General features: G+C 46.4%; 18 protein-coding genes. 16 read left to right on the top strand and 2 right to left on the bottom strand.

The window, feature by feature from the left end:
* Positions 1–470 precede the first annotated feature (470 nt).
* Complete coding sequence (locus tag POREN0001_RS08840) at positions 471–2,858, bottom strand: T9SS type A sorting domain-containing protein (RefSeq protein WP_004335423.1); 2,388 nt, start codon at positions 2,856–2,858, stop codon at positions 471–473.
* A 35-nt stretch (positions 2,859–2,893) separates the two neighbouring features.
* Positions 2,894–4,555: a TlpA family protein disulfide reductase gene (locus POREN0001_RS08835; protein ID WP_040581655.1), complete on the bottom strand. Its 1,662-nt coding sequence runs from the start codon at positions 4,553–4,555 to the stop codon at positions 2,894–2,896.
* A 653-nt stretch (positions 4,556–5,208) separates the two neighbouring features.
* Here POREN0001_RS08835 and POREN0001_RS08830 point away from each other — a divergent pair.
* The 16 genes from POREN0001_RS08830 (at position 5,209) to POREN0001_RS08745 (ending at position 22,377) form a co-directional block, all read left to right on the top strand.
* Positions 5,209–6,516, top strand: a complete 1,308-nt coding sequence (locus POREN0001_RS08830) for a peptidase U32 family protein (RefSeq protein ID WP_052296722.1) — start codon at positions 5,209–5,211, stop codon at positions 6,514–6,516.
* A 32-nt stretch (positions 6,517–6,548) separates the two neighbouring features.
* Positions 6,549–6,962 (top strand): acyl-CoA thioesterase, encoded by a 414-nt coding sequence (locus tag POREN0001_RS08825; RefSeq protein WP_004335390.1) that lies wholly within the window; start codon positions 6,549–6,551, stop codon positions 6,960–6,962.
* Positions 6,963–7,173: 211 nt separating this feature from the next.
* Entirely contained in the window at positions 7,174–8,208 is a 1,035-nt protein-coding gene (locus tag POREN0001_RS08815) for a hypothetical protein (protein WP_004335388.1), read from the top strand.
* Positions 8,208–8,765, top strand: coding sequence for an RNA polymerase sigma factor (locus tag POREN0001_RS08810; RefSeq protein ID WP_004335429.1), 558 nt, complete (start codon positions 8,208–8,210; stop codon positions 8,763–8,765). Before POREN0001_RS08815 ends, POREN0001_RS08810 begins: the two co-directional genes overlap by 1 nt.
* A gap of 56 nt (positions 8,766–8,821) precedes the next feature.
* Positions 8,822–10,099: a porin family protein gene (locus tag POREN0001_RS08805; RefSeq protein ID WP_040581652.1), complete on the top strand. Its 1,278-nt coding sequence runs from the start codon at positions 8,822–8,824 to the stop codon at positions 10,097–10,099.
* 17 nt (positions 10,100–10,116) lie between these two features.
* Positions 10,117–10,773 carry a hypothetical protein gene (locus POREN0001_RS08800; RefSeq protein WP_147286653.1) on the top strand — a complete coding sequence of 219 codons (657 nt, stop codon included), beginning with the start codon at positions 10,117–10,119 and terminating at the stop codon, positions 10,771–10,773.
* A gap of 456 nt (positions 10,774–11,229) precedes the next feature.
* On the top strand, positions 11,230–13,839 hold the full coding sequence (gene gyrA / locus POREN0001_RS08790) for a DNA gyrase subunit A (protein WP_004335387.1): 2,610 nt from the start codon (positions 11,230–11,232) through the stop codon (positions 13,837–13,839).
* Positions 13,840–13,958: 119 nt separating this feature from the next.
* Entirely contained in the window at positions 13,959–15,155 is a 1,197-nt protein-coding gene (locus POREN0001_RS08785; RefSeq protein ID WP_004335401.1) for a tetratricopeptide repeat protein, read from the top strand.
* Positions 15,156–15,205: 50 nt separating this feature from the next.
* Positions 15,206–15,901 carry a porin family protein gene (locus POREN0001_RS09175; protein ID WP_004335409.1) on the top strand — a complete coding sequence of 232 codons (696 nt, stop codon included), beginning with the start codon at positions 15,206–15,208 and terminating at the stop codon, positions 15,899–15,901.
* 75 nt (positions 15,902–15,976) lie between these two features.
* Positions 15,977–16,501: an NAD(P)H-dependent oxidoreductase gene (locus POREN0001_RS08775; protein ID WP_040581651.1), complete on the top strand. Its 525-nt coding sequence runs from the start codon at positions 15,977–15,979 to the stop codon at positions 16,499–16,501.
* Positions 16,502–16,561: 60 nt separating this feature from the next.
* Positions 16,562–17,287, top strand: a complete 726-nt coding sequence (locus POREN0001_RS08770; RefSeq protein ID WP_004335403.1) for a cell division ATP-binding protein FtsE — start codon at positions 16,562–16,564, stop codon at positions 17,285–17,287.
* Positions 17,288–17,340: 53 nt separating this feature from the next.
* The gene (locus POREN0001_RS08765; RefSeq protein ID WP_004335411.1) at positions 17,341–18,708 is read left to right on the top strand and encodes an aspartate kinase; all 1,368 of its coding nucleotides are present in this window, start codon (positions 17,341–17,343) and stop codon (positions 18,706–18,708) included.
* A gap of 25 nt (positions 18,709–18,733) precedes the next feature.
* Entirely contained in the window at positions 18,734–19,636 is a 903-nt protein-coding gene (menA, locus tag POREN0001_RS08760) for a 1,4-dihydroxy-2-naphthoate octaprenyltransferase (protein ID WP_004335407.1), read from the top strand.
* Between the two features lie 51 nt (positions 19,637–19,687).
* Positions 19,688–20,743 carry a type IX secretion system protein PorQ gene (gene porQ, locus POREN0001_RS08755; protein ID WP_004335405.1) on the top strand — a complete coding sequence of 352 codons (1,056 nt, stop codon included), beginning with the start codon at positions 19,688–19,690 and terminating at the stop codon, positions 20,741–20,743.
* 30 nt (positions 20,744–20,773) lie between these two features.
* Positions 20,774–21,484, top strand: coding sequence for a (d)CMP kinase (cmk, locus tag POREN0001_RS08750; protein ID WP_004335397.1), 711 nt, complete (start codon positions 20,774–20,776; stop codon positions 21,482–21,484).
* Positions 21,481–22,377 carry a 4-hydroxy-3-methylbut-2-enyl diphosphate reductase gene (locus POREN0001_RS08745; RefSeq protein WP_040581650.1) on the top strand — a complete coding sequence of 299 codons (897 nt, stop codon included), beginning with the start codon at positions 21,481–21,483 and terminating at the stop codon, positions 22,375–22,377. Before cmk ends, POREN0001_RS08745 begins: the two co-directional genes overlap by 4 nt.
* Positions 22,378–22,765: the final 388 nt, after the last annotated feature.

Here is a 22,765-nt window from a genome sequence, read left to right as displayed (position 1 = left end):
GAAAAGGAAAGAAGAGAATAGAATCTTAGAATATAGTTCATAAAATACAGAACAATTACCTCCTCTCTCCTAGGTAGCAACTAACAACTAGACACTTGTAGGTATCTTATAGCACTAGATATCGGTAATCCCCAAGAAAGGAGGAAGCTCTACTCCATTTGACCAATCTGTTGCATCACTTCGAATAGCCGAGTTCTACTACCTGCACCCCTTCTAGTGTCATAGACCTTGTAGTAAGCTACCTCAACTACAGGTGAGGGCAAGAGCTTTTTGGTACCTCGCTCTAAGAATAGCTTTCCTGCAGATTTTCCTATCGGATACATTGTACTTTTCGTTTTCTCTCCCATAAGTAGCCGCTGCAGTCAAGAGCATATAAAGCGAAAAAGGGACTTGGCCTTTGACCAAGTCCCTTTTTCATTCAATTCTCAAACAAAGAATATAAGAGGAGAGTACAACCTCTTCCCTACAAGCTATTGCTTGATAATTTGCTTTTTATCAGAGCCAACCTGGAGGATATAGCATCCAGGAGCGAGAGCAACTAGCTCTATAGAGGTAGCACCTACAGCGGAAGTAGTGCTTTGGTATAGGAGTTGACCATCGAGTGCATGTAGAGATACGGAAGCACCTGGAGCAGCTCCCGTTATGTAGAGCCAATCTGTAGCTGGATTCGGGTAGATAGCTAGGTTAGACTCTGCAACCTTGTCTACAGCGACGTCACTTCCCTCGAAGGGAGCTCCTTCTTCTCCGAACTTCCCACCACAAAAGTCCTTGACAAGCCAATGCTTGGCTATTGCCTTATCTACAGTACTCTTATTTAGGACATTCTTGTCACTTGGGTTGCACTGGGTATCTACGGCCATAAAGACTCCTGCCTCTGCAGCACCAGGAATGGTGGGGAGCGCCTCAACGAATTGCTGGAAGGCCTCGTCTCCGATATTGTTGCGCATACAGTTTACATAGGTAATCTTGGGACAATTGCTGAGCCCTATACCTTGTAGCTTGTTACCCCAGAGGGATATAGTCTCAAGGTTATCACAGTTTAAGACGTTCACCTCGGTAAGGGCGTTTTCACTCAGTAGGAGTCGCTTGATATTCTTGTGATTAGAGATGGTAAAACTGGAGAGTTCATTCTTGTAAGCGTGCAGATCCTCTAGAACTGGGCATTGAGAAACGTCAATTTTTTGGATCTTCTGCCCACTGCATACTAGGACTTTGACGTCACCTTGTATCGTGAGCTTGGTATCGGTCAGTGTATACTCTTTGTAGTAAGCTTCAAAAGGTTCGGCAACACCTGTTATAGCTACATTATCTGATCCGCTGATCTCTAAAGCAATCTTGTCTCCTATGGCTAGTCCGGTCTCTAGAGTAATGAGAGCGTCAGAGATAACAATGTCAGTTATTTGAACGGCATTGCCGGCTGCCCAATCATACACATCCCAGTTTTTGCCACGAGCAGAGGTAATGATCTCATTGGTGAGCTTATTGCGCTCGCGAATCTTATTATTCTTTGTGTCAATGACAACCAATATACCGTGGCTATCTTCTTCACAACTTCTCAGCCCATCAACGAAAGTATTTAATGCCTCCGTGGATAGGTTGTTGAGGTATACATCACATCTGCTGAGCTTGGGACTATTTTTGATGCTGAGTTGAGTGAGTTCGTTGTTAGAGCTATTGAATTCTGTCAACTCGGCATGGTTGTCTAGGCTTAGCTGAGCGATCTTGTTGTTGAGACAGATGAGCTTCTCGAGTTTGGTATTATTGGACAGATCAAGCTCCGTGAGTGCATTAGAGCTACAGTCTAGTCTGGCAAGAGAGGTAGCTTGAGAGACGTCGAGTTTTGTAAGCCCAAGTATGGAGCAGGTAAGGTCAGTGACCTCGCCACGTATGGTTACCTCTTGTTTTGTAAAGGTGTAGCTATTTCGATTGGGGTCATAAGCCTCCTCTACACCATCGATAGAGATCTCTCCAACCCCCTTAATGGTTATAAATTTAGATTGTCCTACAAAGTCACTTCCAATAGTCATAGATACCTGCTGGGTGATTACCTGTGGGTCTTCTATGCCCTCATAATCCCCAATTTCACCTTCCTCACTAATGCCATTGCAAAGGTAACCTCGTTGCTCCTTGGCTTGGACTATGTCGGAATGCCATGCCCAATTCTTTTCGTCCTTGTTCCTCTGATTGACCAATAATATGCTCGCCCACTCCGAGGATGCACTGAGGTCGGGTAGTGAGCGAAGAGTCGCTCTCATTGCCTCTCCATAAATTTGGTTGTTTTCGCACCTTATCTCCTTTAGACCACTTGCTTCTGAGGGGAACAGTAGCGAACCTAGACAGTTAGTCGAGACGGAGAGGAACGTGAGAGCATTACACCCCTCAATATTTATTGTCTCAAGAGAGTTCCTATCAGCGTAGATGAGCGAAAGCTTGGGACAGTTGGCTAGATTGACGTTCGAAAGGAGATTCTTCGAGACAACAAAGGTCTCTAGCTTGGGTGCCCCAGAGAGATCAATGGTGCCAACCATTTGATTGAAATTGCCCCATACCGCTTTCAGGGTACTGTGCTGAGGAGAGAAGGAGGCAGCCGTGATGCCACAATTGGTAAAGCGTAGCTCCTCTACATCACCCACGATAGAGAAGGTACTGGAACCCACAGTGTAGTTGCCGCTGGCATCTTCCTCTAGCCCCTCATAGGATAGAGAGGCGCCTGCTACAGGCTTGATCTGCAGTTTAATCTGCTCTCCAACGGTTTTCTTGGTAGTCAAAGTAATCTTGTTCTGACCATACAAAGTACATCCACCCCCAAAGCAGAGGAGGATAAAGGTCAGAAGTAAAGAAGTAGTTCTTCGCATCATAATTCTTAGTCTATTGAGTTTGTTAGTAAGTAGTCTTAGGATATTTGGATCTTATAGGAGTAGCGACCTTTAGGTCCTTTGGTTGAGAGGATGTATAGACCTTTAGGGAAGGGGGCTGAAGTTAGTTGGCGCGATCCGTTACTCAGCACACCTCGGCCTTGTAGCTCTCCTGTGATGTGGTATAGATACCACTCAATATCAGAGGAGGTGTCTAGGTCTAGATAGAGTATGCCATTGATGATCGTGAGTTCTCCTTGGTTGGAAGATAGGGAGGAGGTGCTTTGATGGATCGTTGTCTCAATAGAGAAATCGTCAATCAGTAGTCCTGTAGCTCCATAGGTCTCGTGGGCAAGTATGAGCTGGATGTTTTGTCCTCGGAAAGGAGATAAGTCGCACTCAACCTTTTTCCAATTGTAAGATACAGGAGTTGTTAGTAGTTTAACCATTCCTTCTGTCCAAGAGAGCGGATTAACCGGAGCCGGCACGTAATATATAGAGAGGGTGTCCTGTCGCTGGAATTGCTTGCTAAAGGAGCGAGCATACAGGGTGAGAAGCGTCTCTATCTCCTCGCCCTCTGGTACGCTTATAGAAGGAGGGAGGAGCCAGTTCTTACTTGGTACTCTATAGCCTACTAGATTTGTGTAGCTCTTAAACTCTGTCGGATAGAAAGACCAAGAAACCATACAATCTTCGCCAGAGTGTGCCATAGTCTTTGCAGAGAGTTGATCTTCAGGCACCTGGAGACGCGAGAGCTCCTGAGAGAGGGAGGTCCATCCGATAAGGTCTCCATCTACATCTGCACGGCTCCAGTCTATCAAGCCCTCTTTTTCAAAGGATTCTCTGATGGGTAAGGGAGTCTTCTCTTCGCCCAATCGCACCTTAATTCGCTTGGATAGAGGCGTGCTCGCTCCATGCTGATTGACAGCAGTCAGTGCAAGTTCTATCTCCCCTTCTGTTGGCCAATTCAAAATTAAGCGAGGCTCTGAGGTAGTTTCATAGTCCTGACCATTGACTTGCCAAATATACTTCGTAATTGGAGAGACAGACCCTACATAGGCTTGTATCTCACAGGGCGTTTTATTTGTCATGCCCCAGGTGGGAGCATAGAGATCCCGAACAACGGGAACATCTTGTGCAGAAAGACACTCCTTGCTCTTGTTGTAAACGCCCTCTTCACTAATTTGTAATATCTCTTGTACCTCCGTATAAGTACCATGAGCGGAGAGCAGCACGATGCAGGGGACGTATGAGAGGGGAATTCCTAAGGCATCTGCCATATGGGCATCAGAAACAATCGGATAGGGAATGGTGCCGCCATTTGTCCAGTCGCCAAGAGTATCCCCTTCTTTTCCTTCAATGGTAGCTTTACTAGCCCCAGTAGCCTCAACCCAAATAAAGAAAACCTCATCACTCCCTGGAGGACCGTACTTTTTCCAAAGGCGTTCTGCAGTACCTCGTTGATGTATAGCCCAGCAAGGTCTACAAAATGTACCAGAAAAGTCTAAGACGACTTTCTTACCAGCCCTCATAAGAGAATCAATGTTAAGACGTTGCCCGTCAATAGTCTGAGCAGTGTAGTCAAAGCCCTTAAGAGGCTTCCACTCTGAGTCTGAATCTTGAGCCAGAACTACTCCACAGACGGATAGTGAAAGGAGGAGAGAGTGTGCGAAGAGTTTCAACAGCGTTCTTGCTTTCATCTGATCAATAATTGTTTAGTGTTATTATGGAGTCTTATATCTTGCAGCAATTTTATTGCAAGCAGCAACAGAACTGAAAAGATAGGGTGAGGATATTGATACTACCCCTCTTCTCGTTGTTTGTTCGCTAAGATAGATATATATTTTGATTCAAGTGTCAAATTTCAACATCTTAACCAAATTAAGCAACATAAGACTTTATATTACCCTTACTAGTGGATTATTCTCCAGGAAACTAATATAAGGATCCTACTTATCATTTTTCTTAATGAATAGGATTGAAAGTACAGCTATGGAGAAAGAAGGCTCGGCGTGCTGAGGGGAGAGTGCAACACAATTAAGGGGATACATCATCAATACGTTTTATATCTTTCCTATCCCATCTACAAACTCCATTTTCAATCATTCCACACCATACAGAGCAAGACAACATCACGCGCAATAATGCATGAGTACATAGGGCAAAACTACATCGCAATCCTTCCCAATAAATTTTCTGTTCCAGGCTATAAAATAAAAAAATCTCAGGCAGAGAGGGAAGGGACTTTTGGGTAGGAAATAAACCCCTCTCCCCAAGGGCATATCAAAGTCGCAATCCTGCACTGATATAAATGAACGATCATTTTTTGTGAGCCATGTACTACCTTTGTGGCATGAAAGAGATCGAAAGTGCAGCAAAAACAGAGCTACATTCTCTAGAAATAATGGCTCCGGCAGGTTCATACGAATCCTTAATGGCAGCCATCAACGCCGGAGCTGATAGCATTTATTTTGGCATTGAGGGGCTTAACATGCGCTCCAAAAGTGCCTATAACTTTACAAGAGAAGATCTTTATAAGATCACAGGAATCTGTCGCGAAGCCGGAGTAAAAAGCTACCTAACGGTCAATACCATTATTTATGATGGGGATATGACCTATATGAGACAACTTATTGATGATGCAGCGGCAGCCGGCGTATCGGCTATCATTGCCTCCGATGTTGCAGCTATGACCTATGCACGCAAGGTAGGAGTAGAGGTACACCTCTCTACACAACTCAACATATCCAATACAGAAGCCATGCGCTTCTATGCTCAATTTGCCGATGTAGTGGTACTTGCCAGAGAACTCAACATGGAGCAAGTGGACGCTATACATCAGGCGATAGAAACAGAACCAATTACAGGCCCCAAAGGCGAGGCGATCCGTATTGAAATGTTTGCTCATGGTGCCCTCTGTATGGCTGTATCGGGCAAATGCTATTTAAGTTTGCACGAGCTAAATAAGAGTGCCAATCGGGGGTCGTGTGGGCAGATTTGCAGACGAGCTTATCGCGTATATGACAAGACGAGCGATGTAGAACTAGAGGTGGAGAACGCCAATATCATGTCGCCCAAAGACCTCAAAACCATCCATTTCCTCAATAAGATGATAGATGCCGGAGTGCGCGTCTTCAAGATTGAGGGGCGAGCACGAGGACCAGAATATGTAGATACCGTAGTGCGGTGCTACCGAGAAGCGATAGAGGCAATCTGCGAAGGCACCTATACTCCCGAGCGCATTGCGGAGTGGGATGCCCGGCTATCCACAGTCTTCAATCGGGGCTTTTGGGATGGATACTATTTGGGACAACGCCTCGGCGAGTGGACGCCCATTTATGGTTCAGCCGCTACCAAACAAAAGGTATACAAAGCCAAAGTGACTAACTATTTTAGCAAACTAGGGGTAGCAGAACTAAGCCTAGAGGCAGGCAGTTTGGCCGTAGGGGACGAAATCCTAATCACAGGACCAACAACCGGCCTAGTTCGCACCACCTTGCAAGAAATTCGCTTCGACCTACAACCCATAGAGCGAGGGGAACAAGGTACACGCGTATCTATCCCCGTTCCCTCTAAGGTGCGCCCCGGAGATCGTGTATACCTCTTCGAGGAGCGAACGGAGCGGCAAGAATCCTTTGGAACAGAAACACAAAACAAATAAATACAAACCATTAAACCTACTCAGAAAGAGAGATGAAAGAACAGAATTACCTTTTCTCAATTGATCTAAAAGTACGCGATTACGAATGCGATTTGCAAGGCGTTGTAAACAATGCTAACTACCAACACTATATGGAGCATACACGTCACGAGTTTCTAGAGTCGTTGGGAGAAAACTTTGGCGCACTGCACGAAGCAGGCATCGACGCCTTCGTGTACAAAGTATCCATCACCTATAAGAAGTCACTTCGCAGTGGAGATCGCTTTACAAGTGCTATCAACTGCCGCAAAAAGGGAGTAAAACTTATCTTCGACCAATACATCCTATTCCCTGATGGGACTGTGAGTGCCCAAGGGGAGATAGAAACAGTCGCTGTACAGAATGGCGTAATTACCCGAGGGGAAGTATTCGACAAACTACTAGAGGGAATAGACCTAAACAAATAAAATATTCTACTCATTTTCAAACGGATAGCGAGGTTGGGAAAAATATTTTCTCAGCCTCGTGCAGTATTTAGGGGTTTCGTGCATTTACTCTATAGAAGCCTCTCCAAGCAGGAAGAGTCCGAGGGGGAGCTTCTAAACAACAAGAAACAGAAAGAAAAAGCTAAGGCAAACAAAATAGAAGTTCGCGAGGGAGCGAAGCAAAGACGAAGTAATGAATCCAACGAGCCCAACACACCAACACTCCGGAATGCGCCCAACACACCAACACACACTGCGCCATACTAAGTTTTTGTTCTTACTCCTGTTTGTGGTCACGATTGGCGGTTGTTCCTCGGGTCCTCACAGCGATCTCATTTGGGATTATCGTAATGAAAATCTCGAGATTGCTCTTGTTGACGATAAAGGACAATCGCTAATCGACCCAACGACTGACGAGGGGCTCGCCCTACTCGACTCTATTTCCATTGATTACGACGGCAAAAACTATCCTCTCCACGATCGGATAAGCAGAGGTATGCGGGCAATGAGAGAGGGGTATAGAGACTTCTTTTTGCGCCAAAGCTCGGGTCGCTATATTCTTAGCTTTGGGGAGTTCCAACCCAACTACAAAGATCTACAGGTACTATACCTTAACCTCCCCGGCGAGGAGCGTCGTCGCATCTCTTTTATTCACACTCTCAAGGGAAATAGATTCAACAGTGCCGTTTGGATTGACGATGAGTTGGAACCTCAAACCAAAGAGCTAAACAAGGTAATCATTCATCCCAAAAACAATGGAGCGGCTTTTCGTATATCGAAGAATGCAAAAGCAGCCCCTGTTACCTTATATATCCACCCGCGCTTGCCGGATAGCTGTCTTTACAGAGATAATCTAACAAACGATCTCTCTATTCCTAGAAAGGAATATTCGTTCTACAAGATTACCTTCCGTGGCAAAACTTACCCCCTCATAGAGGGAAACAAAATAGAAGGACTGGGACTCACAACAGGCAATAGTCGCTTCCTCCTTCCGCACCAAAATTATTTCAAATCTCCCTATTTAGCTTTTGGTCCCTTCCGCTCCGAAGATGATATACATAATGCAGAAATCGTTGTTAGCTATCGTGGCAAAGAGCATACAATTTTGCTCAACTGCTACCTCAACGGGAAGAACGAATCTGTATATGAAGCTTGGTTGGGAGACGAAAACAAGAAAAATATTTTCTACTTTCGCAACGGACCACTTGTAGAAGTTGACTGGAGGTAATGACAGAACAGGAATTGTGCGATGGATGTAAGGCTCGTAGTCGGGAAGCATACCGAGAGCTTTACCATAACTATGCACCATTCTTACTACACCTTATACAGAGGTATGTAGGTGACCTAGAAGCAGCAAAAGATCTGATGCACGATGCTTTTCTTTCTATTTATCAGAAGATAGAAAAGTTCGAATACCGAGGAGAAGGTTCTCTAAAGGCATGGCTCTCACGCATCTGCCTCAACGATAGCCTCATGTGGCTCAGGCAAAAGCAACGCATTACCATTCATTCTCTCGACGAGGAGCTGGATGCGGATCAGGAGACTCCCTACGACACTCCACAAGAAGAAACAATAGAGAGTATCAGCGAAGAGGTGCTGCAAGGTTTTATACGAGAGCTCCCCGATGGCTACCGTACCGTCTTCAATCTTTACGTTTTTGAAGAAAAGTCTCACCGAGAGATAGCCCAACTACTCAACATTAATGAGCGCTCCTCCTCCTCCCAATTAGCACGTGCTAAGAAGCTATTAGCGCAGAAAATAACCTCTTGGCAGCGCAACAACTAAACACCACACCACCTTCTCCCAAGGGAGAAGAGTTAAAGAGACAAGAACTCAATAAAATGAACAACAACACACCACAGAAACCGCTAGAGCCTTGGCTCCAAGCTCTCAAGAAAAAGGTGGCAGATGCTCCTCAAAAGGAGAGTCTCCCCTTTGATTTTGAGGCTGAATGGAGCAAGCTCGAAGCGAGTTTGCCCAAAGCGTCTACACCCCTCGCAGCACACAAGGGGGCTAGACTCCTTAGGTTCAAAAAGTGGTCTAGAGTAGCCGCCACCGTAGCTCTATTGCAGCAAGGGGCTAAGATACTTCGCTATAAGGGTTATGGAACAGCAGCTGCCGCCACCCTGGTAATAGGTATTGCCGGGCTTACTTGGGTAATGCTCAAGAAGCCCAATATACCCCAAGAAAGCCCAACACCCACAATTGCACAGAACGAAATTGTAGAGACCTTAGTTCCTTCAGTTCCAGAAACGAAGGTAGAAGCCTCCTCCTCTCCAGTATCCCCTCTACCCTCTCCTGTAGTAAAAAAAGAGATAGTAGAACAGCCCTCTGTAGAGACAGGACCTCGGGCAACTCAAAGCGAGGAGTCCATACTCCAAGAAGAGGCTCTCCCAACCGAAAAGGCTCCTAAGAATACATTTATAGGTCCTGAAGCTCCTGATAATAAAAATCCCCGACGAGAACTGATAGCCGATGCCAACCCACGCACCAACTCTCAGATAAGAGCCGGATTATTTGTAAGCAATGTGGCAGCTTCGAAAAGACACGGCGACATGTCATCCTCGGCAGGAGGAGAGTTGCAGCTTATGTCACGTACACTCAATCAACCCACATCCACTCCGGGGACAGCCTTTGCCTACGAATCAGCTTCCTTTACGCACAGACTTCCTTTCAATTTGGGAGCTAAAGTAAGTTTCGACCTAGGCCGCCATTTTGCTCTAGAGACGGGGCTTGTCTATACCTTCTTACGCAGTGATCTAAACAACTACAGATCCATGAGGCATAGGGCAATGCAGCAAATCCACTACCTCGGTATCCCCATTGGATTTAATTTTGCATTCTACAAAAATCAAGATTTCCGCGCCTATGTAGGAGCCTCGGGGCGTTTGGATAAAGCAATAAGTAGCACCTTGATGGGAGAAAACCTTGGAGAAAACCCATGGCAAATCTCACTACAAGGGAAGATGGGGCTATCCTACGATATTGTACCCAACTTGGGTCTGTTTGTAGAAACAGGAATGGCTTATTACTTCGATGACCAAAGTCGTCTACAAACATTCTACAAACAGCATCCCCTAACCTTTGCAATATCCGCAGGTATCCAATTAAACTACTAAACTGATTCTATATGCTTATGAGAACGAATCTTCTACGCAACTTTCTATTGGGTTCTCTCTCCCTCCTAGCTTTTTCGATTAAGCCTCTACAAGCTCAAACGAGTGAAAACACACCAGTAGTTTCTACTACTTCGGAAGTATCGTCTTCCCCCCGCACTCTCAGCAACATGTGGTACTTCAAGCCTTTTTCTCTCCTCTATGGAGCACAAATTGGCTATATGAATAATGTGCGTGAGCGCGTTTTTGTTGGAGGAGAAGTTGCTTTTGGTGCCTGGAATGGAGCCCCCTATTCCATAATGGCAGTCCCTTCTCTCCGCTATTACTATAGGCTGGGAGACATTACTCGTTCTTTTGCTGCATACATCTCACTAAAAGCACAAATAGGTTGCTACTATGGGCTAGCAACAAAGACTCCTTACGATCAAAAGAAAAGTAAAAGTACCGCTCTATTCGTAGGAGCCGGGATAGGAACCGGATTCCAAATCGCTATTGACAAAGCAGGGAGACTCCACATATTCTCAGAAGGGACACTCCGCCTCAATAACCTCGAAGGCGATAGGGAGTTACCCTCTCTGGATGGCGACCACAATTTTAGCAGCAGACTAACCTACTATACCATGATGTGCCCCACATCGCCTATTGAGTTATCAATCGGGGTTTCTTACTTATTCTAAAAGATAAGACACACACTTTCACTTGATTTGAGGTGGGCTACTATTCTTTCCCGAGGATAGTAGCCCCTTCTGTTTTTCTCCCCCAATAAGTTCTTGAAGAGGCTCTCCGAGCTAGGTCTATCCTCATTTCGATCTGCCCCTCATACTCCCCCTGAGAATCTATCGTAGCTTCTCCCTTCGATCTACAGAGAGAAAGGGAATGTAAAAGCAAAAATTATTGTACCTTTGGGATCGGTATAGGCTGCTACTCCGAGCGGGAAAAGCACGTAGAAAAAGAAAAAAATGCACCCAAAACTCCCTCAGGGAACTGGGTGAAAACGAAATAAAAATAGACCAAAAGGGGAAGCAAAAGTACCCTACTTTGGAAAGAAAATTAGCGTACAAATTTAGGATACAACTCCTGCCCTTCTCTAAGGGAAGAGACTAAGGAGAATTGCAACCTAGAGCACTATAGATATGGAAGATATAGAAGATCGAATAATAAAGATCGACATAGAGACCGAGATGAAAACAGCCTACATTGACTACTCAATGTCGGTAATTGTGTCCCGTGCTCTACCTGATGTTCGCGACGGATTTAAGCCTGTACATAGGCGCGTACTCTACGCGATGAATGAGATGGGCAACGTATACTCTCAGCCCACACGTAAGTCTGCCAAGGCGGTTGGTGAGGTACTTGCAAAGTACCACCCCCACGGTGATAGTGCCGTGTACATGACCTTGGTACGTTTGGCTCAGCCTTGGAACCTCCGATACACGTTGGTAGATGGCCAGGGGAACTTTGGGTCGGTAGACGGAGACTCACCTGCTGCAATGCGTTATACGGAGGCTCGCCTTACAGAACTTGCCGGGGAAATGCTGCGTGATATTGATAAGGAAACCGTCGACTTCCAAAATAACTTTGACGATACCACTCAAGAGCCAACAGTACTCCCAACGCGCTTCCCCAACCTACTTGTCAATGGGGCTTCGGGGATTGCTGTAGGGATGGCTACCAATATGGCTCCCCACAACCTGAGGGAGTGTATTGATGGTTGCGTTGCTTACATTGACGCAGGAGGTGCTCTAGAGGTAGCCGATCTTATGCGTTACATCAAAGCCCCCGACTTCCCCACAGGAGGGTTTATCTATGGCTATGCCGGAGTAAAAGAGGCTTTTGAGACAGGTAGAGGACGTATCGTACTAAGAGCTCGCACAGAGATAGAGACCGATAGCAATGGTCGTGAAAATATCATTGTAACAGAGATTCCCTATCAAGTTAATAAAGCCCAACTTGTAAGCGACATTGCTCAATTAGTCAATGAGCGTCGTATCGAAGGGATCTCCAACATTAGTGACGAATCAAGCGGTAAGGGGGGTATGCGCATCGTAATAGAAGTAAAGCGCGATGCCAACGCTTCGGTGGTGCTTAACCATCTTTTCAAACTCACTCCCCTACAAAGCTATTTTAATGTAAATAACATTGCTCTCGTAAAAGGGCGTCCCTGCCTACTCAACCTGAAACAACTTATCGGAGAATTTGTAGATCATAGGCATGACGTAGTGCGTCGCCGTAGTATCTTCGACCTCCGAAAAGCACGTGAGCGGGCACATATTCTAGAGGGACTTCTGATTGCGGTAGACAACATTGACGAGGTTATCCACATCATACGCTCTTCCGAGAATGCCCAGGAGGCTCAGGAGCGACTTCGTGAGCGTTTCGAGCTATCGGAGCTACAAGCTAGAGCCATCGTAGACATGCGTCTACGTGCTCTTACAGGCTTAGAGAGCGACAAACTCCGTGCAGAGTTTGACGAACTTATGAAAACGATCCAGTACCTCGAAGGTCTTCTTGCCGATGATAATCTGCTCATGCAGGTGGTAAAAGATGAGTTACTTGAGGTCAAAGAGAAGTTCGGCGACCCCCGTCGTACTGAGATTGTCTTCTCTAGTGAAGAATTTAATCCTGAAGATTTCTATGCAGATGATGAGATGATCATAACCATCTCACACCTAGGATACATCAAGCGTACTCCCCTAAGAGACTTCCGCAGTCAAGCACGTGGCGGGGTCGGATCAAAGGGTTCAACAACGCGCGAAGAGGACTTCATTGAGTACATTTACTCTGCCTCTATGCATGCTACTCTACTACTCTTCACGACCAAGGGTAGGTGCTTCTGGTTGCCCGTCTACAAGATTCCGGAAGGAGCAAAAAGTACCAAAGGACGAGCAATCCAAAACATCCTTAACATAGAGGCGGACGACCGCATCACGGCGTGCATCCGCATCAAGAAACTCCAGAAGGACCCCGAGTTTGTGGCTTCGCACTACCTCGTGTTTGCGACCCTGCAGGGGATGATCAAGAAAACTCCGCTAGAGGCTTATTCTAACCCCCGAAGCAAGGGTGTATTCGCCATCAAACTAAACGAAGGGGATAGCGTAGTAAGCGTTCGCCTCACCAATGGTAAGACTGAGATACTTCTTGCCAACAAGGGAGGTCGTGCTATTCGATTCCCCGAAAGTAAAGTGCGCTCTATGGGACGCGTTACCACCGGAGTACGTGGAATGATCTTAGACGAAGGAGGAGAAGACGCCATCGTAGGAATGGTAGCTCTCAAAGACCCCGAAAAAGAAACTATCTTGGTAGTAAGTGAGTGCGGTTATGGCAAACGCACGACCCTTGATAGCTACCGCATCACCAATCGCGGTGGCAAGGGTGTGAAGACCATGCAGATCACAGAGAAGACGGGATCCCTCGTAGACTTCCGCTCTGTAACGGACGAACTCGACCTAATGATTATCAATCGCAGTGGTGTGGCAATACGTATGCCTATGTCTTCCATCAACGTGATAGGACGTGCGACCCAAGGCGTTAAGCTCATCAACCTATCAAGTCGGGGAGACGAAATTGCCTCTGTATGTATTGTTGCCAGCGAAGAAGCAGAGGCAGAAAAAGCCCTGCTAAAGGAGGGTGCTTCTGATGAAGAAGTAAACCTCACCTCCGAAATAGATTCTAATGATTACGAGGAGATAGAAGACGACCTCCAAGAACAACAATCGAAAACAGAAGAGGATAAAACAGAATAATAGGACAAAAAGAACTTACCATAGAGGGAAGAGGATCCTATCGAACCTCTCCTATCTCATAGGATCCTCTACTCACTAAGGTCCGTGTAAAGCGTATAAACTATAAAAAACTATTCGCAATGAAGACAACCAAGAAAGTAATGTCTATTGTATTGACAGCCCTCATGACTAGTGGGTTTGCCATGGCACAAAAGGCTAATGTAAAGGGAGCAGAAAAGATTGCCGATAAAAAAGGAGATTACAACGAAGCTCGTGCTCTTATCAAAGCGGCTCTCGAAAACGAAGAAACAAAGGGAGACCCCAAAACAATGTACGTTGCAGGGTATGTAGAAGAGAGCAACTTTACTAACGAAAACGTAAAGCAACTAGAGGGAGTAGAGCCCGATCGTGCTCAAATGAACAAAGCCCTTCTAGACATGTTTGGCTACTATATCGGCACCATCGATATGGAGACTGCCGCCAATGGTGGTAGTACAACTCCTGGGAAGTATGGCAAAAAGATTAAGGATGCTTTTTCTAATAACCTTCTCTATTTTATCAATGCAGGGGGGTACTACATGGAGAAGCAAAATTACAAAGAAGCTCTCCGTGCGTTCTCAGCATTCAAGCAAATAAAGAAGCTTCCTATGTTTGTAAATACTCCGATAGCAGCTGTAGACTCCAATTCCATGATGGTGGATTTCTTCTCTGTGATCAATGCTTATCAAACAGGGGATAAGCAACTTACCATCAAGCTTGCGGAGGAAATCAAAAATGTAGAATACCGTCGTAATGATCTTATACAGATCCTCTCTCAAACCTATCTTGAGAGTGCTGATACGGCAAAATACATTGCAACAATGCAAGAAGGGCTTGCCTTGTATCCTAACGAATCGTACTACTCAGTCAATCTTATCAATACCCTCATACAGATGGGACGCACAGAAGAAGCTATTTCCCTCTTAGCCTCTGCCATCGAAAAGGCTCCCAACAACGCCCAGCTCTACGACGTAATGGGGAAACTCTATGAGACAACCGACGAAGACAAAAGTCTTGAGTGGTATGGAAAAGCTCTCGCCATTGACCCTGAATTCACAGAGTCGAACTTCAACATGGGACGCGTATATTACAACAAGGCTGTAACTCTCAAGTCTAGCGATAAGTATGATGCTGCTACGGACAAGAAGATTACTGAACTCTTCCAAAAAGCGCTACCCTATCTAGAAAAGGTATACGAAAAGAATCCGGATCAGTGCTACTACGTACTTGCTCAAGTGTACTACAATCTCAAAATGGGAGATAAGTACGATGTTATCAAGGCTGCCTATGGGCTATAATTGATCGTTATAAAAAACAAGGATATAAGAAAATTAATCTGTAAAACATCATGAAAAAGTTATTGGTTTCTCTTGCTGTTGCTCTCTTCTGCACAGCAACAGCATCCGCACAAATGTTCAATCTTCGTGTAGAAGCAGGTCCTGTATTTTCATTCTCTTCTCTCGTCGAACATGGAACTAAAGTACTCAGTGCAGGAACAAAGGTAGGGTATCATGCAGGTGCATTTGCAGATATAAGTCTCACTAAGGGGCTTTATGCAAGCACAGGGCTATCCTTCGAAATGAAAGGGAGCAGAGATCACTCTTATCTGGATGGGAAAACTTTGAAAGTCAACAAAGAAGCCCTGAATGAGATTACAATGCACTATCTACAGATCCCCGTTAATGTAGGATATCGCCTATCTCTCACTCCCAGCATTCGTTTCGCAGTACAAACTGGGCCTTATTTTGCTGTAGCTCTAGGAGGTACGCAAAAAACAAAATCCAAGATTACAGGAGCAGTAAAGAGCTTCAATATATTCAAGGAAGGGGTCTTTGGGCTCGATAAGGCTAACCGTTTCGATGTGGGTTGGGGAGCTTCTGCTATGCTATATCTTGGCAGCATTTATGGCACCATATGTGGCTCAAACAGATCCGTCAGGAATTGCAGATCAGATAAAGGGATTGTCACTGAAGAACTCTACCATTCATATCGGACTTGGCTATTGCTTCTAAAGCATCTCGCCTGTAGAGAAAATAGTTTGTAACTTTGCGAGGGAATACGTATTGGGGTATCTCAATGGGTATTCCCTCTTTGATATTTATAAAAACGGCATTTGGCAATGAAAAAGACTCTCGTAATAGTGGTTCATCCCACACTCTCCACCTCAACTATAAATAAGGCTTGGAGCGAAGCTGCTTGTGGGCATGCTACGCTTCATTTTCTCTATGATGCTTATCCCAATGGAGCCTCTTTTGATATCGCCGCCGAGCAAGCTCTCATCGAAGCTCATGACCGCATTGTTTTTCAATTCCCACTTTATTGGTACGCAGCACCCTACCTTCTAAAAAAATGGCTTGACGAAGTTATTACTTACGGCTGGGCTTATGGCGAAGGCGGTGATAAGATGGAGGGAAAAGAGCTAGCAGTAGCGGTCTCCTGTGGAGGGAAGAAAGAAGAATTTTCCGAAGGAGGAATACAATGTCATTCCTTGGCTCATTATATGCAGGTTTTTGACGGAATTGCAGCTTTTGTTCGGGCTAAATATATTGGGGTTCATGCTCTGTACGACTCTTACAATCCGGCAACAAAAGAAAATTTGCCAGCCAATTGCAGTGAGTACGTTAGGTTTCTAGAGCAAGACTAATCTACAGAGAGACTTTCGTTTGATTTCCATAAAATAATAACCATACAAAGAGAGAACACTATGACAAAGAAATCTGCTTCTACAGAGTACACCGTACACCTAGAAGGGGTACAAGTGGCTCGCGCAGAAAATCAACTTATACACAATGTCACGATACGCTTGGCACACAACGAATTTGCTTACCTATCGGGGCCTGTAGGGGGAGGTAAGAGTTCTCTCTTGGAGCTTCTCTACGGAGAACTTCCTCACACCCAAGGAAAGGCTTATGTCTTAGGCTATAATCTATCCAACCTCAAACGCAATACTCGCCAAGCTCTTCGCCGTCGGATGGGTATTGTATTCCAATCTTCAGATCAATTACTTTACGATCGCACAGTAGCAGCCAACCTCGACTTCGTACTCCGTGCTACCGGGAAATACCCTCGTTCCGAACGCCAGCAGCGCATAGAGGAGGTTCTCAATAAAGTAGGGATGCAAGGAAAAGGCTACAAAATGCCCCACGAACTCTCTGGAGGGGAAGCCGAGCGTATTTGCATTGCACGCGCACTCATTGTCAAGCCCGAGATTATCTTGATGGATGAACCTACAGCAGGGTTAGACCCCCAAACAGCTTTATCTATCGGGCAACTCGTACAACAAATATCTAAGGAGGGAACAGCTGTGCTTATGGCAACACACAACCACGAGCTAATGCGAGAACTCCCCGCACCCACCTATACCATAGACGCTAATTCGCGCACTTTACAGCTCTCTTTCCCCGAAGGAATGGAGCCTACAGAGGTCTAATCCGGCACCCATCGGAAGGCTCTTTCTAATTATCTTAATCTCCACAATACGTTATGATTGTACTCAAGTTTGGTGGTACTTCGGTAGGTAGTGCACAACGTATACGGGCTGTGGCACACATGGTCTCTGCCATTGCAGGGCGTAAAATCGTCATATTATCAGCGATGTCCGGAACCACGGACGCTCTCGTTCAGCTAGCACAGCGGATTATCAATGCCCAGTGGCAAGAGGCAGAAGAGGCTGTTGTTGCCCTAGAGGCTCGCTACCATTCTGTGATAGAAGAGCTCTTTGAGACGTCTGCCCTCCGTAAAGAGGTATGGCAAGCCTTAGCTCCCATTTTTGCCGAATTACGGAGCCAAACGCACAACGAGGCTTTTACTCAAAACGACGAAAAGCGTATCCTATCTCGGGGAGAAATCATCAGTACCACCCTTATGGCATTTACGCTGCGCGAGTATGAAAATCTGAATGCTGTACACCTTGATGCTCTCTCCTTTATGCGTATCAACCACAATGGAGAGCCCGAGCCACAACACATAGAAAAACATCTAACCCCCTTACTTACAGCAGCGCCCGATCCCAATGCTCTCTTCTTGACAGAGGGATATATCTGCATCAATGCCTTTGGCGAAATAGACAATCTGCGCCGTGGGGGAAGTGACTATACAGCTACTCTTGTAGGGGAGGCAGCTCGCGCTGAAGCGATAGAGATTTGGACAGATATAGATGGACTTCATAATAACGACCCTCGGGTTGTAAACGTAACCAGCCCTGTACGCCGTCTACACTTTGGCGAAGCTGCAGAGCTAGCACACTTTGGCTCCAAAATACTCCACCCCACTTGTATAGAGCCGGCTCGTCGTGCTAATATCCCAATACGTCTGCTCAACACACTCGACCCACTGGCTCCCGGCACCCTCATTTCTTGCGAGACCAGTCGCGATATGGTCAAAGCCGTATCCGCTAAAGACGGGATTTCCCTTCTCACTCTACGCCGCCACCCTCATATCAAAAGTGGGTCTCCCCTATGCGATTATGTTATTGCTATTACTCAATTAATCGCAAAACATAACCTGTGTGTAGACCTCCTGACAACAATGGGAGACAGCTATCTCATCGCCGTAGAGGAGGCTCCCGAGGTTGCCCAATTTGCAGAAGAAGCCAAGGAATGGGGCTCTGTTCTCTACCAAAAGGATATGACAATCGTTGCCGTTGTAGGGGATATGGGCTGGGATCGCATGGGCTTCGAGTCTCGTATTCTGGATGCCATTGATGATATCCCCATCCGTATGATCTCCTACGGAAGTAGCAATTACAGCCTTGTGCTTGTAGTGGGTACTGTAGACAAAAAGCGTGCTATGATTGCACTGTCCGACCATCTGTTTGCCAACATCAACCTGCAATCTCCTGAAATTGGCTGAGTAGCCTATCCTCTACCACTCCCTCATGACACTACGACAAGTCCTCTACCTCATCCGTCCTCATACCCTACCAGCCTCCCTTGCCCCCGTCGTTACGGCTCTTGCTCTTGCAGCCTTAGATGGGTTCTTTTGCCCCACAACCGCTATTCTTACCGTGCTAGTGGGGGTATTAGCTCAGATTGTCAGCAACATTGCAAACGATCTATTTGATTTCAAGAAAGGGGCAGATGGAAAGGATAGAAAAGGCTTTGAACGTCCTCTTTCCCTGGGAAAGATCAGCTATCGAGAGGTCAAGTGCCTACTTATTGTCAGCATCGTTGCAACCAGTCTTACGGGCATTGCCTTAATCTTACTCACCTCCCCTTGGCTTTCCATTGTGGGGGTGCTCGTTATCCTAGGAGCCATTGCCTATACGGGAGGTCCCTTCCCTTTTGCCTATCATGGTTTGGGAGAGGTTATGGTGTTTATCTTTTACGGATTGGTAGCCGGTGGGGGTACTTACTATATCCAATGCGGCACTCTCTCTTGGGAAGCCATAGCACTTGCCTCTGCCATGGGACTTGCCAGCTGCAATATACTCGTTGTCAATAATTATCGCGATGTGGCAGAAGACGCCCTCTCGGGGAAGCGCACCCTTTTCGTACGCTTTGGAAAGTCTCTTGCCCTCAAGCTCTACCTTGCCAACCTACTCTTATCCGTACTTCTCCTATTCCCCTTTTATTCTATTATAGGGATGCTATCTTCGGGGATTTATCTTGCCCAAATGATGCACCTACAACGTACAATGCTCCATACAGAGGGAGCTCAGCTCAATAAGGTACTAGTACGAACGGCACAAGGAGTCGTTCTTTTTGCCCTCAATGCGTTGATTGTAATCTTCGTTCACTACCAGTGGGGCGCGGCTCTCGGAGGATTGCATCATCACTAAACCTCTAGGCGGAATATACTACAGAGAATGCATAACACGTTAATAGGATATATGGAAAGAAACAATCCTCTCTCCCCTCTCATGACACATCTCTCGGTGGAAAAGATCTTTTCTATCCCTCTTCTTTGGATAGTACTTCTCGTGCTTTTACTCCCAACTTCGCGCGCTAAAGCTCAAGAGAGGGAGCAGTCTTTTACGTTCCTCAATATCCCAACATCTGCCCAAACAATGGCTATTGGCGGGCTAGCCCTCACCTATGTAGATGGAATGGATGGGCAAGCTTTTGACAATCCGGCTCTATACGGAGAAGAAGCCGCAGGGCGCTTATTTCTCTCCTATCTCAACTACATGTCGGGGGCACATGGCGCCAATGCTATGTATGGATTACCTGTGGGGGAGCGTGGTGCCTGGGCTGTGGGCGTAAGAGCACTAAACTATGGAAAACTTACAAGCTATGACAAAAACAACATACAAGGCTCTACCTTCTCCGCAACGGACATTGCTTTGCAAGGAGTATTCAGCTACGAACTAACCGATAAGCTACGAGGAGGAGTTGCCCTTAAGATGCTATACGGCAATATCGAACGGTACAATAGTTTTGGTGTTGCGGTAGATGCCGGAGTGAGCTATTACGATGGAGAGAAAGGTCTCTCTTTGGGTGCTGCAATCACGAATGCCGGAGCAACAATCAAAGGATACAGTGAGAGGAAGACTCCCCCGGCTTGGGATCTCAGGCTCGGTTTCTCCCAACGCTTTCTACATGCCCCCTTTCGCATCCATGCTACAGCCTATGGACTTAATCCTGTCATCCTCCGCTCTTCGCTCAGCACCTCCCAAAAGTTCATGACTCGCCTCGTCCGCCATTTCACGCTGGGAGCCGAGTACCTTATGGACGATAAACTATGGATCGGTCTCGGTTACAACCCTAGAGTTGCCCAAGATCTCAAGGTACAGAATGGCAATCTCCTCTCAGGATTTTCTCTAGGAGTTGGCTTCAACCATCGCGCATTTCGCCTAGGGATCGCAGCTTCGCGCTACCATCCGTCTTCTCTTAGCCTCATGGTTACGTTTTGCACGAACTTTGGTAGCGATCAGTATGTTTTCTAATCAGGATAATTCATATAAGTCTCTCTTCGTATGACGGATAGGAAGATCACGATTGCCATTGACGGCTATAGCTCCTGTGGCAAGAGTACAATGGCGAAAGCCCTAGCTAGGTCTCTGGGATACATCTATATTGATAGTGGAGCCATGTATCGCGCTGTTACGCTCTACTCTCTACGACACGGGATGTGGAACCAGGGGGAAGTGGATCAAGAGCGCCTAGCTAAAGACATGCCTCAATTAAAGGTAAGTTTTAAGCGAGACGACCTAGGACAACTGCGAACCCTACTCAACGACGAGGATGTAGAAGAAGCCATCCGCACGATGGAGGTATCCAATCGTGTTAGCCCCATTGCAGCACTTCCCTTCGTGCGCTCAGCATTAACCCTACAGCAGCAAGCCCTAGGAAGAGAGAAAGGAATTGTAATGGATGGGCGAGATATCGGCACCACAGTTTTTCCGTTTGCCGAACTTAAGATATTTGTCACTGCTCGCCCCGAGGTACGTGCCCAGCGTCGTTTTGACGAACTACGAAGCAAAGGGGACATGACCTCCACCCTTGAGGAGGTCCTCACCAACCTAAAAGAGCGAGATCACATCGACTCCACTCGCGCCATTTCTCCGCTACGCCAGGCCGATGACGCCCGAGTGCTCGACAACTCGGAGCTAACCCTAGATCAGCAAGATGCGGTTGCTCTCTCATGGGCTAGAGAGACCATTGCCCAGTGCTCTGCCCCAAAATGATTACCATCGAAATAGATCATCGGTCGGGTTTCTGCAACGGCGTTGTTCATGCCATCAAGAAAGCCGAGCGAGAGATGGCCTCAGCTCCGGAGGGGGAACTTCTCTATTGTTTGGGGGATATTGTACACAACAAAAACGAAGTTGATAGGCTCGAGAGTATGGGGCTTGCCACCATCAATTACGAGCAATTCGATGCTCTCCGTGGCAAACGTGTACTCATTCGAGCGCATGGGGAGCCACCCGCCGTGTATCAAGCAGCCCGAGAGCGAGGGATCACGATTGTAGATGCTACCTGCCCCGTAGTGCTCCAGCTGCAAAAGAGAATCCGCAAATACTATCAAGAGGGAGCAGCACAGCACACTCAGATTGTCATATTTGGCAAGAGAGGACACGCCGAAGTCAATGGCCTAGTAGGGCAAACCAACGGAGAGGCCATCGTAATACAGGAGCCTGAAGAGATTGAGCAACTCGACTTCTCTCGCCCCATCTCCCTTATATCCCAAACGACAATGTCTCTTGAGACCTTTGGAGAGATTGTAGAGAAAATTAAGCAGCGAATGCATCCGGGCGTTGCCTTTACCTTTGCTGACACCATCTGCCGACAGGTAGCTCTCCGCATCCCACACATCCAAGAATTTGCCCTGTGTCACGACCGCATTTTCTTCATTGCGGGCAAAAAGAGCTCGAATGGGAAGGTGCTGTTTGAGAAGTGTCGTTCAACCAATCCTCAGACCTTTTTCCTTGATTCCCCCGAGGAACTAACCCCCGATATGCTACCATCCGGAGAAGACGAAAGCATCGGCATTTGTGGGGCAACCTCCACCCCTAGATGGCAAATGGAAGCCCTAGCCAAGCATCTGCAGCAGTTACTCCCTAATAGCCAAATCCGCTAAAAGCGGGTGGCTTCATCTTCCTATCTCTTTTCCCGAATCTAAACCGGAATTTTACAGATTTCTCCTTACTAGAATAACGATCCATCTAGTAAGAGATTATAAATCTTCCGTCTCCATCTGAATTTTCGACACGTCGGAATTTACTTTTCAGCACATCAAAAATCATTTTCCACGTCTGGAAAATTCCCTTTCCACGTTTGAAAAACTATTTTTCCACACCTGGAAAATCACCTTTCCATACTTGGAAAATTATTTTTCGACACCTCAGATGTTGTATGGGATCCTGAAAAATTGGCATTGTCAACAAAGAGGAGGTATAATACAAAGTGAGGGTCGGACAGTGTCCGACCCTCACAAGGTTGAAATTCGTACTAGTCTCTATATTAAA

The sequence above is a fragment of the Porphyromonas endodontalis ATCC 35406 genome (assembly GCF_000174815.1).
Taxonomy (GTDB): Bacteria; Bacteroidota; Bacteroidia; order Bacteroidales; family Porphyromonadaceae; genus Porphyromonas; species Porphyromonas endodontalis.
Note: the sequence above shows the minus strand (reverse complement) of the source record. Positions and strands in the feature narration are given on the sequence as shown.

Coding starts and splice junctions, on each gene's coding strand:
- POREN0001_RS08785 (WP_004335401.1), top strand. CDS start 13,959: ATGAAGACAACCAAGAAAGTAATGTCTATTGTATTGACAGCCCTCATG.
- gyrA (WP_004335387.1), top strand. CDS start 11,230: ATGGAAGATATAGAAGATCGAATAATAAAGATCGACATAGAGACCGAG.
- POREN0001_RS08765 (WP_004335411.1), top strand. CDS start 17,341: ATGATTGTACTCAAGTTTGGTGGTACTTCGGTAGGTAGTGCACAACGT.
- POREN0001_RS08745 (WP_040581650.1), top strand. CDS start 21,481: ATGATTACCATCGAAATAGATCATCGGTCGGGTTTCTGCAACGGCGTT.
- POREN0001_RS08800 (WP_147286653.1), top strand. CDS start 10,117: ATGAGAACGAATCTTCTACGCAACTTTCTATTGGGTTCTCTCTCCCTC.
- POREN0001_RS08825 (WP_004335390.1), top strand. CDS start 6,549: ATGAAAGAACAGAATTACCTTTTCTCAATTGATCTAAAAGTACGCGAT.
- POREN0001_RS08770 (WP_004335403.1), top strand. CDS start 16,562: ATGACAAAGAAATCTGCTTCTACAGAGTACACCGTACACCTAGAAGGG.
- POREN0001_RS08810 (WP_004335429.1), top strand. CDS start 8,208: ATGACAGAACAGGAATTGTGCGATGGATGTAAGGCTCGTAGTCGGGAA.
- POREN0001_RS08815 (WP_004335388.1), top strand. CDS start 7,174: ATGAATCCAACGAGCCCAACACACCAACACTCCGGAATGCGCCCAACA.
- POREN0001_RS08775 (WP_040581651.1), top strand. CDS start 15,977: ATGAAAAAGACTCTCGTAATAGTGGTTCATCCCACACTCTCCACCTCA.
- POREN0001_RS08805 (WP_040581652.1), top strand. CDS start 8,822: ATGAACAACAACACACCACAGAAACCGCTAGAGCCTTGGCTCCAAGCT.
- menA (WP_004335407.1), top strand. CDS start 18,734: ATGACACTACGACAAGTCCTCTACCTCATCCGTCCTCATACCCTACCA.
- POREN0001_RS08835 (WP_040581655.1), bottom strand. CDS start 4,555: ATGAAAGCAAGAACGCTGTTGAAACTCTTCGCACACTCTCTCCTCCTT.
- POREN0001_RS08830 (WP_052296722.1), top strand. CDS start 5,209: ATGAAAGAGATCGAAAGTGCAGCAAAAACAGAGCTACATTCTCTAGAA.
- POREN0001_RS08840 (WP_004335423.1), bottom strand. CDS start 2,858: ATGATGCGAAGAACTACTTCTTTACTTCTGACCTTTATCCTCCTCTGC.
- POREN0001_RS09175 (WP_004335409.1), top strand. CDS start 15,206: ATGAAAAAGTTATTGGTTTCTCTTGCTGTTGCTCTCTTCTGCACAGCA.
- porQ (WP_004335405.1), top strand. CDS start 19,688: ATGGAAAGAAACAATCCTCTCTCCCCTCTCATGACACATCTCTCGGTG.
- cmk (WP_004335397.1), top strand. CDS start 20,774: ATGACGGATAGGAAGATCACGATTGCCATTGACGGCTATAGCTCCTGT.